The sequence below is a fragment of the Halomonas sp. 3H genome, assembly GCF_024206005.1.
Lineage (GTDB): Bacteria > Pseudomonadota > Gammaproteobacteria > Pseudomonadales > Halomonadaceae > Halomonas > Halomonas campaniensis.
Genome location: NZ_CP100360.1, coordinates 2,606,476 through 2,623,599, shown reverse-complemented (window position 1 = coordinate 2,623,599; position 17,124 = coordinate 2,606,476). Strand labels below are relative to the sequence as shown.

General features: G+C 70.3%; 14 protein-coding genes and 1 riboswitch. Of the genes, 11 read left to right on the top strand and 3 right to left on the bottom strand.

Features of this window, described 5'->3' with window-relative positions; genetic code table 11:
* Positions 1-16: 16 nt before the first annotated feature.
* Positions 17-1,015 carry a zinc-dependent alcohol dehydrogenase family protein gene (locus NFC98_RS12205; RefSeq protein ID WP_254275224.1) on the top strand — a complete coding sequence of 333 codons (999 nt, stop codon included), beginning with the start codon at positions 17-19 and terminating at the stop codon, positions 1,013-1,015.
* 43 nt (positions 1,016-1,058) lie between these two features.
* On the opposite strand, the gene NFC98_RS12200 is transcribed toward NFC98_RS12205, so the two are convergent.
* Entirely contained in the window at positions 1,059-2,147 is a 1,089-nt protein-coding gene (locus NFC98_RS12200) for a PA0069 family radical SAM protein (protein ID WP_254275223.1), read from the bottom strand.
* Positions 2,148-2,275: 128 nt separating this feature from the next.
* Positions 2,276-2,498: riboswitch (cobalamin riboswitch) on the top strand.
* Between the two features lie 131 nt (positions 2,499-2,629).
* On the opposite strand from NFC98_RS12200, the gene NFC98_RS12195 reads away from it, so the two are divergent.
* From NFC98_RS12195 to NFC98_RS12175, 5 genes are all read left to right on the top strand, one after another.
* Entirely contained in the window at positions 2,630-4,507 is a 1,878-nt protein-coding gene (locus tag NFC98_RS12195; protein WP_254275222.1) for a TonB-dependent receptor, read from the top strand.
* Positions 4,488-5,417, top strand: coding sequence for a cobalamin-binding protein (locus tag NFC98_RS12190; protein WP_367948952.1), 930 nt, complete (start codon positions 4,488-4,490; stop codon positions 5,415-5,417). Before NFC98_RS12195 ends, NFC98_RS12190 begins: the two co-directional genes overlap by 20 nt.
* Positions 5,404-6,408 carry an iron ABC transporter permease gene (locus NFC98_RS12185; protein WP_254275220.1) on the top strand — a complete coding sequence of 335 codons (1,005 nt, stop codon included), beginning with the start codon at positions 5,404-5,406 and terminating at the stop codon, positions 6,406-6,408. Before NFC98_RS12190 ends, NFC98_RS12185 begins: the two co-directional genes overlap by 14 nt.
* Positions 6,409-6,485: 77 nt before the next feature.
* Complete coding sequence (locus NFC98_RS12180) at positions 6,486-7,256, top strand: ABC transporter ATP-binding protein (protein WP_254277837.1); 771 nt, start codon at positions 6,486-6,488, stop codon at positions 7,254-7,256.
* Positions 7,257-7,592: 336 nt separating this feature from the next.
* Positions 7,593-9,008, top strand: coding sequence for a xanthine/uracil/vitamin C permease (locus NFC98_RS12175; RefSeq protein WP_254275219.1), 1,416 nt, complete (start codon positions 7,593-7,595; stop codon positions 9,006-9,008).
* 82 nt (positions 9,009-9,090) lie between these two features.
* On the opposite strand, the gene NFC98_RS12170 is transcribed toward NFC98_RS12175, so the two are convergent.
* Positions 9,091-9,849, bottom strand: coding sequence for a glycerophosphodiester phosphodiesterase family protein (locus tag NFC98_RS12170; RefSeq protein WP_254275218.1), 759 nt, complete (start codon positions 9,847-9,849; stop codon positions 9,091-9,093).
* Positions 9,850-10,015: 166 nt separating this feature from the next.
* On the opposite strand from NFC98_RS12170, the gene NFC98_RS12165 reads away from it, so the two are divergent.
* Together NFC98_RS12165 and NFC98_RS12160 are read left to right on the top strand one after the other, a co-directional pair.
* The gene (locus NFC98_RS12165; protein WP_254275217.1) at positions 10,016-10,579 is read left to right on the top strand and encodes a hypothetical protein; all 564 of its coding nucleotides are present in this window, start codon (positions 10,016-10,018) and stop codon (positions 10,577-10,579) included.
* 76 nt (positions 10,580-10,655) lie between these two features.
* A complete protein-coding gene (locus NFC98_RS12160) occupies positions 10,656-11,633 on the top strand; it encodes an NADPH:quinone reductase (RefSeq protein ID WP_254275216.1) in 978 nt (325 codons plus the stop codon).
* A 318-nt stretch (positions 11,634-11,951) separates the two neighbouring features.
* Here NFC98_RS12160 and NFC98_RS12155 read toward each other — a convergent pair whose 3' ends face one another.
* Positions 11,952-12,878: a MurR/RpiR family transcriptional regulator gene (locus tag NFC98_RS12155; protein WP_254275215.1), complete on the bottom strand. Its 927-nt coding sequence runs from the start codon at positions 12,876-12,878 to the stop codon at positions 11,952-11,954.
* Between the two features lie 251 nt (positions 12,879-13,129).
* Between NFC98_RS12155 and NFC98_RS12150 the strand changes: the two genes are divergently transcribed.
* The 3 genes from NFC98_RS12150 (at position 13,130) to NFC98_RS12140 (ending at position 17,087) form a co-directional block, all read left to right on the top strand.
* Positions 13,130-13,951, top strand: a complete 822-nt coding sequence (locus tag NFC98_RS12150) for an enoyl-CoA hydratase/isomerase family protein (RefSeq protein WP_254275214.1) — start codon at positions 13,130-13,132, stop codon at positions 13,949-13,951.
* A gap of 128 nt (positions 13,952-14,079) precedes the next feature.
* Positions 14,080-16,272 (top strand): acetate--CoA ligase family protein, encoded by a 2,193-nt coding sequence (locus NFC98_RS12145; RefSeq protein ID WP_254275213.1) that lies wholly within the window; start codon positions 14,080-14,082, stop codon positions 16,270-16,272.
* Positions 16,269-17,087 carry an enoyl-CoA hydratase-related protein gene (locus NFC98_RS12140; protein ID WP_254275212.1) on the top strand — a complete coding sequence of 273 codons (819 nt, stop codon included), beginning with the start codon at positions 16,269-16,271 and terminating at the stop codon, positions 17,085-17,087. Before NFC98_RS12145 ends, NFC98_RS12140 begins: the two co-directional genes overlap by 4 nt.
* The last annotated feature ends 37 nt before the right edge of the window (positions 17,088-17,124 follow it).

The following is a 17,124-nucleotide window of genomic DNA, read 5'->3' as shown; positions in this document are numbered from 1 at the left end:
CCACAGGAGAGCCACCATGACCGAGACCATGCGCGCCATGCGGCTGCATGCGCCGGGCCAGCCCCTGGTGCTGGAGGAGATCCCGCGTCCGCGTCCCGGCCGCGGCGAGGTCCAGCTGCGCGTGCTGGCCTGCGGCGTCTGCCGTACCGACCTGCACGTGGTGGACGGCGAGCTGCCCGACCCGCGCCTGCCGCTGGTGCCCGGCCACGAGATCGTCGGCGAGGTGACCGCGCTGGGGGAGGGCGTGACCGGGCTGGCGCCCGGCCAGCGGGTCGGCGTGCCCTGGCTGGGCTGGACCTGCGGCGAGTGCGAGCCCTGCCGGCGCGGTGAGGAGAACCTCTGCGAGCGCGCCGCCTTCACCGGCTACACCCGCGACGGCGGCTACGCCGAGTACGTCGCGGCCGACGCCCGCTACTGCTTCCCCGTCCATGACGACGACGCCCAGGGTGCCGCGCCGCTGCTCTGCGCCGGGCTGATCGGCTATCGTACCTGGCGCCTGGCCGGCGCCGAGGCGCCCCATCGCCTGGGCATCTACGGCTTTGGTGCCGCTGCCCATATCCTCATCCAGCTGGCCCTGGCTCGTGGCCAGCGGGTCTATGCCTTCACCCGCCCCGGCGACGAGGCGGCCCAGGCCTTCGCCCGCCGCCTCGGCGCCAGCTGGGCCGGCGGTAGCGACGAGGCGCCTCCCGTGGTGCTGGACGCCGCCCTGCTGTTCGCCCCGGTGGGCGAACTGATCCCCACTGCCCTCGCCCACGTGCGTCCCGGTGGGGTGGTGGTCTCCGGCGGGATCCACATGTCCGATATCCCGAGCTTTCCCTACCGCCTGCTGTGGGAGGAGCGCTCGGTGAAGTCGGTGGCCAACCTCACCCGTCGCGACGGCGAGGAGTTCCTGGCCCTGGCCCCCGAGGTGCCGATCCGCACCGAGACCCGCGCCTATCCGCTGGCAGAGGCCAATCGCGCCCTCGATGACCTGCGCGAGGGACGACTCTCCGGTGCGGCGGTGCTGATTCCCTGAGGCCGTGTCGTTTCCCGGCCGGGCCGCCGATCGGCGCGGCGGGTCAGGCGAACAGGTCGCCCTGGGCATGGGGTGGGCGGAAGGCGGTGGTGTCCAGGCGCATGGCCGCCTTGGCCGCCGAGGTATTGAGCCCCAGCCGCCGGCAGGCCGCACGGAAGCGCTGCTCCAGCAGGTCGGCGAAGACGCCCTCGCCGCGCATGCGGTGGCCGAAGCGCGGGTCGTAGTCCTTGCCGCTGCGACACTGCCGGATCAGGCTCATCACCTTGCCGGCCCGCTCGGGGGTGTGGGTCTCCAGCCAGGCCTCGAACAGCGGGGCGACTTCGTGGGGCAGGCGAAGCAGCATCCAGCCGGCGGTGGACGCGCCGGCGTCCGCAGCCGCCGCCAGCAGGCGCTCCAGTTCATGGTCGGTCAGCCCGGGAATCACCGGCGAGACCAGGGTGCCGACCGGCACCCCCGCACTGCTCAGGGCCCGGATCACCCGCAACCGTGCGGCGGGCGAGGCGGTGCGGGGCTCCAGGGTGCGCTTGAGGTCGGCATCGAGGCTGGTCAGGCTCACCATCACCCGGACCAGGCGCCGCTCGGCCAGCGCCGTGAGCAGCTCCAGGTCGCGCAGGATCAGTGCCCCCTTGGTCACCAGTGTCACCGGGTGGCGACACGCCAGCAGCAGTTCCAGCACCGCGCGGGTGGTCCCCAGGCTGGCCTCGATGGGCTGGTAGATGTCGGTATTGCCGGCGAGATTGATGGGTCGGCAGGCATAGCCCGGTCGGCACAGCTCCTCCCTCAGGCGCTCCACCAGGCCGGTGCGGGCGATCAGCCGGGTCTCGAAGTCGAGCCCGGGGGAGAGGTCCCAGTAGGCGTGGCTGGGACGGGCATAGCAGTAGATGCAGCCGTGCTCGCAGCCGCGATAGGGGTTGATCGAGCGATCGAAGGGCAGGTCCGGCGAGGTGTTCCAGGCCAGCGCGCTGCGCGTGCGCTCCTCGCGTACCTCGGTGGCGATACTCGCCGGCGCCTCGTCCTGCCACCAGCCGTCGTCTTCCGCCACGCTGATGGCGGGGGCGAAGCGGTTGGGGGGATCGAGGGTAGCACCACGGCCCTTGCGGGCTGTCCCATGGCGAGGCGGGGGATGGGCCATCGAGGTCACCTTGGCTGTATGTATGAACAGTATATGTGCCCGGCGACAGTCTGTCAGCCCACCGTCGGCTGGCGGCACCCGATCAATCCCGGGCCCGGGGCGCGTTGACGCTTCCCCGTGGGGTTGCTAGCTTACGCGCACTCTCAGGTGCTGGCGGCATGGCCGCCAGTGAAACGGGAAGTCGGTGAAATCCTCGGTCCCCCGAGCGACGAGTCCGACGCTGCCCCCGCAACGGTGATCGAGTCAAGAACGGCCCTCATGCCACTGTGCCCAGGCACGGGAAGGCGGCCTTCCGTGAAGCCCTGCTTCCGCTCGTCAGCCCGGAGACCGGCCCGAGAGCTCATGCCGTATCGCGGAGGGCGAATCCATGGCAGGGCATCGACCGCACCGTTCGCGCCGCTCCCCTTCCCCTGTTCCTCCGCGCCGGCCCACCAGAAGAAGCAGGACGCCGTGCGGGTGAGCACGGCGAGCAAGGGACAGACATGAACATGACTCGTACCTCCCGTGGCCTGGCCGCCTTCGGCCTGGCCGCACTGCCGCTGGCCATCCAGGCCGCCGACACCCCGTCCGAGAGCGCCGCCGATACGGTAAGCCTCAATCCCATGGTGGTCACCGCCGCCCTGGTGCCACGCACCGCCGACGAGAGCCTGGCCTCGGTCACCGTCCTGGACGAGGCGGTCCTGCGCCGCCAGGATCCCACCAGCATGACCGACCTGCTGCGCGGTCAGCCGGGGGTGGATATCACGACCCAGGGAAGCTTCGGCAAGCAGAGCAGCCTCTTCCTGCGCGGGGCCGGCAGCAATGCCAACGTGCTGATGATCGACGGCATCCGCCTGCGTTCCGCCACCACCGGGGCAGCATCCTGGGAGTTTCTCGACCCGCGACTGTTCGAGCGTGCCGAGATCGTGCGCGGCCCGCGCGGCAGCCTCTACGGCGCCGATGCGGTGGGCGGGGTGATCCAGCTGTTTACCCCCGAGGGTGAGGCGGACGCCCCACGGCCGCGGGTTTCCGTGGGCGGCGGCTCCTTCGACACCCAACGCTATAGCGCCAGCCTGGCCGGCGGCAGCGGCGGGACCCGCTACTACGTCGCCGGCAGCCGTTTCGACACCGACGGGGCCGCGGTGCGCCGGGAGGGTGACGACAAGGGCCATGACAACACCTCCGGCCTGATGCGGCTCTCGCACACCTTCGAGGGCGATGCCGAGGTGGGGTTGCTGGCGCTGCGTTCGCGAGGCCGCGCCGAGTTCGATGCTTCCGGACCGGCAGTCGACGACTTCGTCCAGCAGGTGGCGGGTGTCTATGGCGAGCTTCCCGTCACCGACCGCTGGCGCAGCCGCCTTACCCTGAGCGAGGCGCGGGACGAGCGCGACACCGTGGCGCCGAGCTATGCCTCACGCTTCGAGACACGCACGCGCACTGCCCGGTGGCAGAATACACTGGCACTGGGGCAGCACGAGCTGGTGGCCGGTGCCGAGTACGCCGAGGATGACCTGGGCGACAGCGAGACCTCGGGGCTGCCCTTCGATGAGGAGCGCCGCTACAACCGGGCCGTGTTCGCCCAGGGCCTGCTGGACTTCCAGCCGCTGACGACCCAGCTCAGCCTTCGCCATGACGATAACCAGGCATTCGGCGAGGAGCTGACCGGCAGCCTGGCCCTGGGCTACGCCCTGAACGAGCACCATGTCGCCCGGGCCAGCTATGGCACCGCCTTTCGCGCGCCCACCTTCAACGAGCTCTATTTCCCCTTTGTCGGCTCGAGCAACCCCGACCTGGCCGCGGAGACCTCGGGCACGCTGGAACTCGGCATTCGCGGGCAGCACGACCGCTGGTTCTGGGACCTGGCCGCCTATCAGACGGAGGTGGATGACCTGATCGCCCTGGACGAGACCTTCCGTCCCGTCAACGTCAACGAGGCCCGCATTCGGGGCGCCGAACTGGCCCTGGGAGCCGAGATCGATGACTGGACCCTCGCCGCCGCGCTGACCTGGATGGACCCCGAGAGCCGCAGCGGCGACAACGCCGGCAAGCGCCTGGCGCGTCGCGCGACCCAGGGGCTGCGCCTGGACGTCGATCGCGAGCTGGGCGACTGGTCGCTGGGCGGCTCCTGGATCGCCCAGAATCATCGTTACAACGATGCGGCCAACCAGGCGCGCCTGCCCGGCTATGGCATCGTCAACCTGCGGGCCGGCTGGCGGTTCGCTCCGATGTGGTCGCTGCGAGCCACCCTGGAGAACGTCCTGGACAAGGAGGTCGTCACGGCCCAGGGGGCCGAGTTCGACCCCGTCACCTTCGAGGCGATGCCCTTCGACTACCTCAACGCCGGCCGTGCGGCCTTCGTGAGTGTTCACTTTGGCCAGTAGCGGCCGGATCAGCGGGGCCCTCGGCCCCGCTACCGCGTTCTGCGCCTTGCTCGGCCTGGCCCTGCCGGGGCCGGGCGAGGCGCGCGCCGATTCCCGTTGCGCCATCGATGACCGCGGCCGCGAGGTGTGCCTCGAGCAGCCGGCCGAGCGCATCGCCGCCCTCTCGCCGGGGGCCACCGAGCTGCTCTTTGCCGCCGGCGCCGGCGACCGGGTGGTGGCGGTGGTCGCCCACAGCGACTACCCCCCCGAGGCCGGCGAGATTCCCTCGGTGGGCAACCACGCAAGGCTGGACCTCGAGGCGCTGCTGGCCCTCGAACCCGACCTGGTGGTCGGCTGGATCACCGGCAACCCGGTGGAGCAGCTAGAGCGCCTGGAGCGCCTCGGCCTGCCGGTGTTCCAGCTGGAGCCGCGAGACATCGCGGGGGTAGCCGGTGCCATGGAGCGCCTGGCGAGCCTGGCCGGCAGCGAACGAGAGGGGCGGCGCGCGGCCCTGGCATTCCGCGAGGGGATGGCCGAGCTCGCCGAGCGCCATGCCGAGGCCGAGCCGGTGTCGGTCTTCTACCAGGTGTGGGACTCGCCGCTGATGACCGTCAACGATGCACACTGGATCGGTGAGGTCGTCCGCCTGTGCGGCGGCGTCAATGTCTTCGGTGATCTCGATCGGCTGGCGCCGCGGATCGCCGAGGAGGCGGTGCTGGCCGCCGATCCCGAGGTGATCCTGGCCGGCGGCATGGGCGAGGCGAACCGCGAATGGCTTGCCCACTGGTCCCGCTATCCCGAGCTCACCGCGGTGGCCGCCGACAACCTCTTCTTCGTGCCGCCCTCGCTGATCCAGCGGCCGACGCCGCGGCTGCTGGAGGGGGCGGGCCTGCTGTGCGAGGCGCTGGAGACGGCCCGTGGCCGGCGCTGATCCGCGGCGCGTGCCACGGGCCGCCCATGGCTGGGCCGTGCCGCTGTGCCTGCTGTCGCTGGCCTCCCTGGTGGCCCTGGGGCTGGCGGTGGCCGTGGGCAGCGTCGGCGTCACCCCGGAGACCCTGTGGGCGGTGCTGCGCGGGGAGGGCGACGCCCTGTCGCGGACCCTGGTGCTGGAGCTGCGCCTGCCTCGTGCATTGTCAGCCTTCGCGGTGGGCGGCCTGCTCGCCATGGCCGGCGCTCTGATGCAGGTGCTGCTGCGCAACCCGCTGGCCGACCCCTATGTGCTGGGGCTCTCCGGGGGCGCCGCGGTGGGGGCGCTGGTGGCCATGCTGGCAGGGGTGGGCGGGACGCTGGTCACCGGTTCCGCCTTTGCCGGTGCCCTTGCCTCCACGCTGGTGGTGTTCGGCCTGGCCCACGGCACCGGCAGCTGGACGCCGTCGCGGCTGCTGCTCACCGGGGTGGTGGTGGCCGCCGGCTGGGGCGCGGTGATCACCCTGCTGCTGTCGGTGAGCCCGGTGGAGCGGCTGCCCGGCATGCTCTACTGGCTGATGGGAGACCTGGCCCATGCCGGAGCGCCGGGGGCCCCGCTGGCGCTGCTGCTGGTGGCCAGCCTGGTGGCGCTGCCGCTGGGGCGCAGCCTCAATGTGCTGGCCCGCGGGCCGCTGCAGGCCGCGGCTCTGGGCGTGGCCGTGCGCCCCCTGGAGTGGGCGATCTACCTGATGGCGAGCGCGCTGACCGCCATGGCGGTGACCAGCGCCGGCAGCATCGGCTTCGTGGGCCTGGTGGTGCCGCACATGCTGCGCCTGTCGTTGGGCAACGACCAGCGCCTGATCCTGCCTGCCTGCGCCCTGGCCGGTGGCACGCTGCTGGTGCTGGCCGATACCCTGGCGCGAACGGTGATCGCCCCCGAACAGCTGCCGGTGGGGGTGATCACGGCACTGCTCGGGGTACCCACCTTCCTCTACCTGCTCTACCGGAGTCGCTGATGGGTCGGTCGACACAGGGAGGCAGCCGCGTTCGAGAGGTACCGCCTGCCGTGGCACAGCCGGCGCGGTCGGAGCCGATGGGGGGCTGCCTGGAAGCCCGCGAGCTGGTGATCGACGTGCCGGGCCGGTCCGAGGGTGCCGCGCTTACCCTGGCCGTGGCGCCGGGTCAGGTGTGGGGCGTGCTGGGCCCCAACGGCGCCGGCAAGACGACGCTGCTGCATACCCTGGCGGGGCTGCGGGCCCCGCGCTCGGGGGAGATTCGGCTCGATGGGCGGTCGCTGACCGCGTGGCGACGACGGCACGTGGCGCGTCGCCTGGGGCTGGTCTTCCAGGAGAACCACGACGGCTTCCCGGCCACGGTGCGCGAGACGGCCCTGATTGGCCGCCACCCCTGGCTGTCGCCCTGGCAGATGGAAGGGGGGGAGGACCTCCGGCTGGCCGAGGCGGCGCTGGCCCGGCTCGGCGTGGGCCACCTGGCCGACCGCCTGGTCGGCACGCTCTCCGGCGGCGAGCGCCAGCGAGTCGCCATCGCCACGGTGCTGGCCCAGGCGCCGGGCGTGTGGCTCGCCGATGAACCCACCAACCACCTCGACCTGCGCCACCAGACGGCGGTGATGGCGCTGCTGGCCGAGCAGGCCAGGGCCGGGAGCGCGGTGATGATGTGCCTGCACGACCTCAACCTGGCGGCACGCTGGTGCGACCATCTCCTGCTGCTCTACCCCGATGGCGAGGCGTGCTGGGGGCCGCGTGACGCCATGCTGGTCCCGGCTGCCCTGGAGCGACTCTACGGGCAGCGTCTGGCCACCGCCTGGGTGGAGGGTGCCCCGGTCTTCGTCCCGGCGAGGTAGCTCGCCGCGCCGGCCCCGTTGAAGCCTCTTCGTCGTCAGGGGCTCGGGCGCTCCCCACGGGGTCGTTGGACCAAAGTTTACGTTCACGTAAACGTTCGATCTCGTCGTCGTAGTGTCGACAACTTTTGCGGCCTTTCCCGGCCCGATCCCGACGTTTCGGTGCCTGTTCCCGAAAAACCGGTTGGATTGTCGACATGCCTATCTCCCCGCTGACAGGCTCACTCGTTACAAGGTCGAATGTCCCCCTCGGCCCGGCCCGAGTACAACCCCCTCAGCCAACAATAACAACAGCGACAGGACTGCCCATGAACAACCAGAACCGCTGAGGTTATCGACGTGCTACTGAAACGTGACTATGGCCAGGAACAACCCTACTGGCCGGTGGGACCCTTCAAGCTCCGCCTGCCCTTCATCCACTTCCCCTGGGCCATCCCGGAGACCATCCAGGCGCTGGTGATGTTCGTCATCTCCCTGGGCATGATCCCGCTGCTGGAGCAGTACCTGGGCGTGCCCTACGAGGTGGCGCTGGCCTTCGTGGTGGTCTGCGGCATCGGCTTCATCCTGCCCCCACTGCTTGGCATTCCCTTCATCGCCGGCTGGATCACCCCGGCGATCCCCGTAGTGCTGCTGTTCATCGGCGACTATGAGCCGGGCCCCGAGGCGCTCAAGGCGATGATCGCCCTGCAGCTGATGGTCACGGCGATCTTCCTGTTCATGGCGGTGACCCGCCTGGGGACCCGGCTGGTCAACAACGTGCCCGACTCGATCAAGGCAGGCATCCTGCTGGGCGCCGGCATCGCCGCCATCAGCGGCGAGATCAGCGTGGGGGGCCGCCTCTACAACACGCCCATCTCGCTGGGCATCGGCGGCCTGATCACCCTCTACGTGCTCTTCTCGCTCTCCTTCCGCGACCTCGCCGAGAAGTACCGCTGGGCCCGCAACATCGTCGCCTACGGCATGGTGCCGGGCATGCTGGTCACCATGGCCATTGGCTGGGGGGTGGGCGAGTACCCGCTACCCACGGTGGAGTGGGGCATCGCGATTCCCGACTTCGCCGGCATCTGGGCCTACCTGCCGTTTTCCATCGGCGCGCCGGGCCTGGAGCTGATGGTGGCGGCGATTCCCACTGCGATCATCGCCTACATCATCGCCTTCGGTGACATCATCGTCGGCCAGACCCTGATCAAGCGAGTGGACCACCTGCGCCCCGACGAGAAGATCGAGGTGGACGTCGACCGGGTGCACCTGATCACCGGCCTGCGCAACCTGATGCACTCCCTGCTGGCACCCTATCCGGGCCTGGCCGGCCCGCTCTTCACCGGCGCCATGGCCACGGTCACTGAGCGCTATCGCTACGGCCGCAAGGCGATGGAGAGCATCTACTCCGGCACCTCGGTGTTCTGGATCGTCGGCTTCTTCGCGCTCTTCATGCTGCCGCTGGTCACCGCCTTCCGGCCGGTGCTGCCCATTGCGCTCTCGATCACCCTGCTGATCACCGGCTACCTGTGCATCGCAGTGGCGGTGGAGCAGATCAAGAACGCCACCGCCATGGGCGTGGCGGGCATCATGGGCGTGGTGCTGGCCACCCACGGCGCTGCCTGGGGCCTGGGCATCGGCCTGATCCTCTACTTCCTGATCGAGCACCGCGCCCGCAGCGCGCGTGACGCCGAGGCGGAGGAGCCGATCCACGTCGAGGACGACATGGTGGTAGAGCAGGACGACGGCCGCGAGCCGGAACCGGCCACGCGCTGATCATCCGCTTGCCGATACCACGGCGGGCCGCCCCCAGGGGCGGCCCGCTGTCGTTGTGGCCGGCCGGTTCTCCCGCCCGGTGTCAGCTAGCCGTAGGCAGGTGGCCGGCGAAACGGGCCGGGTCGTCGCTGATGACGCTGGCCACTCCCCAGGCCCACTGGTGGGCGAAGGCGGCGGGGTCGTTGGCCGTGTAGCAGAGCAGGGGATATCCCGCCTCGTGGACCGCCAGCGCGCTGCGCCGGCTGAGGCGCTTCCAGTCGGCGTGCACGCTGAAGGCCGCCACGGCCTCGCAGCGCTCCCGCCAGTCACGGGTGATCCCCTCGAACAGCACGCCCAGTGCCAGCCGGTCCGCCGGGGCCAACTCCCGGGCGCGGGCCAGGGCGTCGGCGTTGAAGGAGGAGACGATCACCCGTTCGGCCGGCAGGGCATCCAGGAGGGTGGGCAGCACCCCCTCGACCAGCGCGGCGGCGCTACGGCCGCGGTTGACCTTGAGCTCGAGGTTGAGGCCGAGGCCCAGCGCCTCGATCAGGCCCAGCATCTCGCGCAGGGTCGCCATGCGCTCGCCGCGAAAGCGGTCGGCAAACCAGCTGCCCACGTCCAGCCGGCGAGCGGCGGGCAGGTCCAGGTCGGCGAGCCTGGCGCGTCCGTCGGAGCAGCGCTTGACCGTGGCGTCGTGCCAGATCACCGGGGTGCCGTCCCCCAGCAGCTGCACATCGAGTTCGACCCAGGCACAGCCGGCCTCACGAGTGGCACGCACCGCCGCCAGGGTGTTCTCGGGGGCATGGGCCGAGAGGCCGCGGTGGGCGATCAGGCGGGGCAGGGCGATGGCGGGATGAGGCATGCGATGGACTCGGCTCCGGAAAGAGGAAGGGATTCCAGTATCGGCGCCCTTCATGACAGCAAATGGGCGACAGCATAGCGACCGGGAAGCGCCGCGCCCAGCGTCCTGATCCCGGCCGGAGTGTGCTAGGCTTCGCGCGATTCCGTCACGACAGCGAGGAGCAGCAATGAAGGTGGTGAGTCTCGAACCGGGAGCCTGGCGCGATGCCTGCCTGGCGCGCCTGTGTGCGGCAATCCATGGGACCCAGGCGGGGCTGGCGCCACTGCTGGCCTTCAGCGGGACGCGTCACCTGCTGTTCCCGGCCGAGGGAGCAAGGCTCTGGGCGCTGGTGGATGACCGGGGGCGCCCGCTGGCCCTGGCGTTGCTGGTGCTGGACGAGAGCGGTGAGGGCATGGCCGTGACGCTCGCCGCCTCCCTCGAGGCGAACCGCGAGCCCCTGCGGCGGCTGATCCGCGACCTGGCCCTGAATGCGCCCCTGGCCATCGAGCCGACCCCGGCGATCGACGAGGCCTTCCTGCGCGAATGCGGGCTCTCGCGCTGGGTCGAGGACGGCCACGGCCGGCGGGTCGGGCTCTCCTTCCAGCACCCCGCGGCGCTCTCGGGCAGGCTGTCGTCCCCCCTGACGTTCGATGAGCAGGCCGTGCTGCGGCGTTTCAAGCAGGAGCGCGCCTTCTTCGAGGCGGAGAAGCACGCCTTTGTCGAGGGGCTCGAGGGCCTGCCCGCCACTTGACCGCGACGGCGATCGGCGTTTGGATGACTCTCCGACTCCCGACCGACATCCCTCCAGCAGAACAAGGACTTTCCCCATGGCCAAGCGAATCCAGTTTGCCCGCACCGGCGGCTCCGAGGTGCTCGAGTTCGTCGACGTCACTCCCGTCGAGCCCGGCCCGGGCGAGGTGCGGGTCGCCAACCGGGCGATCGGCCTCAACTTCATCGACATCTACTTCCGCACCGGCCTCTATCCGGCGCCGTCGCTGCCCTCCGGACTCGGTACCGAGGCGGCCGGCGTGGTCGATGCCGTGGGCGAGGGCGTGACCCACCTCAAGCCCGGCGACCGCGTCGCCTACGCCCAGGGGCCGCTGGGCGCCTATGGCGAGCAGCATACCCTGCCCGCCGAGAAGCTGGTGGTGCTGCCCGAGGGCATCGACTTCGAGACCGCCGCGGCCAGCATGCTCAAGGGGCTGACCGTGCAGTACCTGATGCGCCAGACCCACGCGCTCCAGGGCGGCGAGACCATCCTCTGGCACGCCGCCGCCGGCGGCGTCGGCTCGATCGCCTGCCAGTGGGCCCGGGCCCTGGGGGTGAAGCTGATCGGCACCGTCAGCTCGCCCGAGAAGGCCGCGCTGGCCGAGAGCAACGGCGCCTGGGCGACCATCGACTACACCAGGGAGGACGTGGTCGAGCGGGTGCGCGAGCTGACCGACGGCGCCATGTGCGACGTGGTCTACGACTCGGTGGGCAAGGACACCTGGGAGACCTCCCTGGACTGCCTCAAGCCGCGCTCGCTGATGGTCAGCTTCGGCAACGCCTCCGGCGCCGTCGAGGGGGTCAACATCGGCATCCTCAACCAGAAGGGCTCGCTGTTCGTCACCCGCCCGAGCCTCAACGGGTACGCCGATACCCCCGAGCGGCTGCAGATGATGGCCGACGAGCTCTTCGCCATGCTCGAGAGCGGCAAGCTGAAGGTCGATGTCTCGCACCGCTACCCCCTGGCGGAGGCGGGCAAGGCCCAGGACGCCCTGCAGGGCCGCCAGACCACCGGCTCCACCATCCTGCTGCCCTAGGCCCTTCGGGCAGCGCCCAGCTGCAAGCGCCTAGCCGCGCGGTGACGGGCGGCAGGTGTTGAGGTTGAGAACGAAAAACCCCGTCGGAGTTGAATCCGACGGGGTTTTTCATTGACCCCCGATACGGAGCAAGTCAGCATCCTGCGGCGCTCGGCGCTCGGCGCTCGGCGCTCGGCGCTCGGCGCTCGGCGCTCGGCGCTCGGCGCTCGGCGCTCGGCGCTCGGCGCTCGGCGCTCGGCGCTCGGCGCTCGGCGCTCGGCGCTCGGCGCTCGGCGCTCGGCGCTCGGCGCTCGGCGCTCGGCGCTCGGCGCTCGGCGCTCAGCCGTTCTCCACATAGGCGCCCATCTGGCGCATCCGCGTCTCGAATCCCGCCACGTTGTCCACCAGGCCGTCGGGGCCGAAGGCCACGCACTCCGCCAGCAGCACCTCGATCAGGGTGATCGCCGAGAGGATCGACGGGAAGAAGTGCGGCGTGGCGTTGGCCACGTTGAAGGTGATGCTCGCGCCGGGGACCAGCGGCGAGCGCATGGTGTCGGTGACCACGATGGCGCTGACCCCCGCCGCCCGGGTGATCTCCAGCGCGCGCATCGTCTCGGCACAGTAGGGCTCGAAGCCGAAGGCCACCACCACGTCGCCCTCGCCGAAGGGCGCCAGCTCGGTCAGCAGTCCCCCCTCCTGGCCGCGGATCAGCTGGATGTTGGGCATGGCGATGCGCCCCACGTAGGCGAAGTGGTAGGCGCAGGCGAAGGTGTCACGAAACCCCACCACGGCGATCCGCTCCGCGCCCAGCAGCAGCCGGGCGGCATCGCGTACCCGTGCCTGGTTGTCGGCGGTGAACAGCCGGCCGATGTTGTCGAAGGCCGCGTCGCCCACGTCGAGGAACACCTGGTCGTCGGTCTGGCTGGCCAGGGTGCGCAGTTGGCTGGCGCGTCCCGAGAGCTCCACCGGCCCGGCCTGGACCGCCGACTGGAACACCTCGCGGAACTGCTCGTAGCTGTCGAAGCCGAGGCGCTTGGCCAGTCGCACCAGGGTCGAGGCGGTGACCTCGGCGGCGGCGGCCGACTTGCGGATCGACTGGAAGGCGATCTCCACCGGATGCTCCAGCACATAGCCGGCGGCGAGCTTGAGCTGCGGGCTGAGTTCCGGATAGGCCTCGGCGAGCTGCTGGTTGACCGTATCCAGCCGCGTGGTGCCGCCGGCTTCCGGGGACGGCGAACCGACCTCCTGCACGTCGTGATCCAGCACGGGGATCTCCTGGGTTGGTGGCGGGGCGGCGTCATTGTAACCGATGAGCGCCGGGCATGGATGACACAATCGTTTCTCATCGATAAATGACGTGACACACACGTGTTGACCCGCCTGCGACCTTTGGCTAGGATGCGCGCAGAACAAGCGTGCTGTCGCGATGGTGATAATGACACGTTTGTTTCCATGGCGATCCACCATCGCCCTGGCTTATCGAAACCATCTGCCACGCCCCGAGAGTGCCGTACCCCATGAGCCAAGCCCCCAGCCAGTCATCGATGTCCCCACTGCCGGACTACGAGACCCTGATCACCCGCCGCCACGGCCAGGTGATGGAGATCCGTTTCAACCGCCCCCAGCGCCTCAACGCCGTGACCGAGCGGCTCTACGCCGAGCTCAACGACGCCCTGACCCGCGTCGAGGCCGATGGCGAGGTGCGCGTCGTGCTGATCACCGGCGAGGGGCGCGCCTTCTGCGTGGGCGCCGACCTCAAGGAGCACAAGGAGGGTCGCACCGCCTTCGATCGCCGCCAGTACCTGCAGGGCGAGCAGATCGTCTGCCGGCGCCTGATGCAGATGCAGACCCCGGTGGTCGCCGCGGTGAACGGCTATGCGCTGGGCGCCGGGGCGGAGCTCGCCATCGCCTCGGACTTCCTGCTGATGGCCGAGAGCGCCCAGATCGGCCTGCCCGAGGTCTCCATCGGCAACTTCCTCGGCGGCGGCGTCACCTGGCTGCTGCCGCGCCTGGTGGGGCTGGCCAAGGCCCGCGAGCTGGTGTTCCTGGGCGAACGCATCGATGGTGCCGAGGCGGTACGCATCGGCCTGGCCAACCGTGCCTTCGCCGACGAGGGGTTCCTCGAGGCCGCGCTGGCCTTCGCCGAGAAGGTCGCCGGCAAGGCGCCGTTCTCCATGGCCCTGGCCAAGGAGCAGCTCAACTTCTCGGGCGAGCGCACCCTGGACGCCTGCCTGACCGCCGAGCTGGAGGGCATGACCTTCGTCGGCACCACCCGGGACTGGCAGGAGGGCGTGGACGCCTTCGCCGAGAAGCGCGCACCGCGTTTCCAGGGCCGCTGAGTCTCGACGCCACCCGCGCCTGAGCTCGCCATACACCGCCGAATCGCCATCGCCCGGCCGCGGCCGGGCCTGAACCACGCTTCATTCGCCACTCTTCACTCGCCCCCGAGGGCAAGGTCAGCCAGCACATGAATCCCATCGAAGGACACCTCCCCACCCGCAGTCCCCTCCACGACATCCTGGCGCCCACCGGCATCGCCGTGGTGGGTGCCTCCGCGGACCCCACCAAGCGCGGCTACAAGGCCATGGTCGGCCTGATCAAGGATGGCTACCGGGGCGAGATCTACCCGGTCAACCCCAGGACCGACATGATCCTCGGGGTCAAGGCGTGGCCCTCGGTCACCGCGATTCCCGGCAGCCCGGAGCTGGCGCTGATCTGTACCCCGGCGTCCTCGGTGCCCGGGCTGATCGCCGAGTGTGGCCGTCGCGGCATCAAGGGCGCGGTGATACTCGCCAGCGGTTTCGCCGAGATCGGCGGGGACGGGGCCGCGCTCGAGCGCGAGATGATGGAGAAGGCCCGCGCCCACGGCGTGCGCCTCATCGGCCCCAACACCTCGGGCATCTTCAACCTGCACCACAAGGTCAACCTGCTGGCGCTGGACAACGTCAAGCCGGGTGACGTGGGCATCATCTCCCAGTCCGGCAACATGCTGCTGGCGCTGGCGCTGGAGGCCCAGCACAACGGCCAGGTGGGCTTCTCCACCTATGTGGGCCCGGGCAACCAGAGCGACATCGGCTTCAACGACTACCTGCGCTACCTGGGCGAGGACGAGCACACCCGCGTCGCCACCCTCTACGTGGAGGGCTTCCGCGACGGGCGCAAGTTCCTCGAGGTGGCCCGGGAGGTGACCGCCATGAAGCCGGTGGTGGTCTACAAGTCCGGCTCCACCGAGCAGGGCCAGAAGGCCGCCAGCTCCCACACCGGGGCCCTGGCCGGCAGCTATGCCATGACCGTGGACCTGCTCCGCCAGGCCGGCGTCAGCGTGGTGCAGTACTCCGACGAGATCCTGCCGGTGGCCGAGGGGCTCGGCCTGCTGCAGAAGGCGCGCGGCAAGCGAGTGGCGGTGATCTCCGACGGCGGCGGCCAGGCCACCATCGCCTCGGACCGCCTGGCCGAGGCGGGCCTGGAGCTCGCCGAGCTCTCCGAGGCGACCCGCCAGCAGCTGCGCGACGTGCTCTTCCCCCAGGCTTCCACCGTCAACCCGGTGGACGTGGCCGGCTCCACCGACGCCAATCCGTCGCTGCTGGCCACCTGCATGGAGATCGTCGCCGCCGACGACAACGTCGACAGCGTCTTCCTGGTGGGCATGTTCGGCGGCTACAGCATCCGCTTCGCCGAGTCGCTGCTGGGCGACGAGATGCGCGGCGCCGAGGCGATGGTGGACCTCTCCAATGCCACCGAGAAGCCGCTGGTGATCTACAGCCTCTATACCCCGATCAAGCCCCCGGCGCTGCGTCGCCTGCACGAGGCCGGCCTGCCGGTCTACGCCTCCATCGAGCAGTCGGTGCGGGTGCTCTCCGCGCTGGGCGAGCGCGGGCAGTACCTGGCCCAGACGAATCGCCAGGCCCGCGAATCCGCGGTCGAGCCGCTTCCCGAGCTCACCGCCATGTTCCAGCAGGCACGCCGCGAGGGGCGTGACCTCTTGGAGTACGAGGCCAAGCGGCTCCTGCGCGACCACGGCGTCGAGGTGCCGGAGGAGCGGGTGGTGCGCGACGAGGCGGAGCTGGCCGACGCCGCCAGCCGGTTCGGCGAGACCCCGCTGGCCATGAAGGTGGTGTCGAAGGATATCCTGCACAAGTCCGACGCTGGCGGTGTGAAGCTCAACGTGGTGGGCGAGGTCGCCATGCGCGAGGCGCGCCAGGCGATCCTGGCATCCTGTCTGGCCTACGACGCCGGCGCCGAGATCGAGGGCGTGCTGGTCACCCCCATGGCGAAGAAGGGCGTGGAGGTGATCGTCGGGGTGATCCGCGATCCCATCTTCGGACCGGTGCTGATGTTCGGCCTGGGCGGCATCTTCGTCGAGATCCTCGAGGACGTGGCCTTCCGTTCGATCCCGCTCTCCCGCTTCGATGCCGAGTCCATGGTCGAGCAGATCAAGGCGAAGAAGATCCTCGGCGGCGTGCGCGGCGAGAAGGCGGTGGACAAGGCCGCCCTGGTCGACCTGCTGCTCACCGTGTCTCGCCTGGTCGAGGCATACCCGGCACTCTCCGAGCTCGACCTCAACCCGGTGATCGTCAACGCCGACGGCTATGCGGTGGTGGACGCCCGGGTTATCGTCGAGCGTGACGCCGAATCCACCGACCAGGACGCCGACGCATGAGCCAGTCACACGCCCCAGCCGACCTGCCCCAGCTGACCGATGCCCGCCTGACCCTGGAGGGGCGGGTGGCCACCCTGATCCTGGATCGCCATGACGTGCGCAATGCCCTGACCGGCACCGCCCTCACGGACGATATCGTCGCCGTGGCCGACTGGGTCAACGCCTGCGACGCCGTCTCGGTGCTGGTGATCACCGGGGAAGGCAGCGCCTTCTCCGCCGGCGGCAACGTCAAGGACATGGCCAGCCGCGGCGGCGACTTCGCCGGCGATGTGGCCGAGGTAGCCACCCGCTATCGCCGCGGCATCCAGCGCATCCCGCTGGCGCTGGCCGCGGTGGAGGTGCCGATCATCGCCGCGGTCAACGGCCCGGCCATCGGCGCCGGCTTCGACCTGGCCAACATGGCCGATATCCGTATCGCCTCCTCCCGCGCGAAGTTCGGCGAGACCTTCCTCAACCTGGGGATCATCCCCGGCGACGGTGGCGCCTGGTTCATGCAGCGCCTGATCGGCTACCAGCGCGCCTTCGAGCTGACCCTCTCCGGGCGGGTGATCGATGCCACGGAAGCCAGGGAGTATGGCATCGTGCTCGAGGTCACCGAGCCCGAGGCGTTGATGGAGAAGGTGGGCGAACTGGCCTCGCGCATCGCCGCCCAGCCGCCCAGGGCCACCCGCCTTACCAAGCGGCTGATGAAGATGGCGCAGCGCACCGAGCTCAAGGACTTCCTCGACCTCTGCGCGGTCTTCCAGGGCATGTGCCACAACGAGCCGGAACACCTGGAAGCGGTCAACGCCATGCTGGAGAAGATGGCCAAGTAGCGGCCCCGACGGGAACCAGGAACCCGGCTTCGGCCGG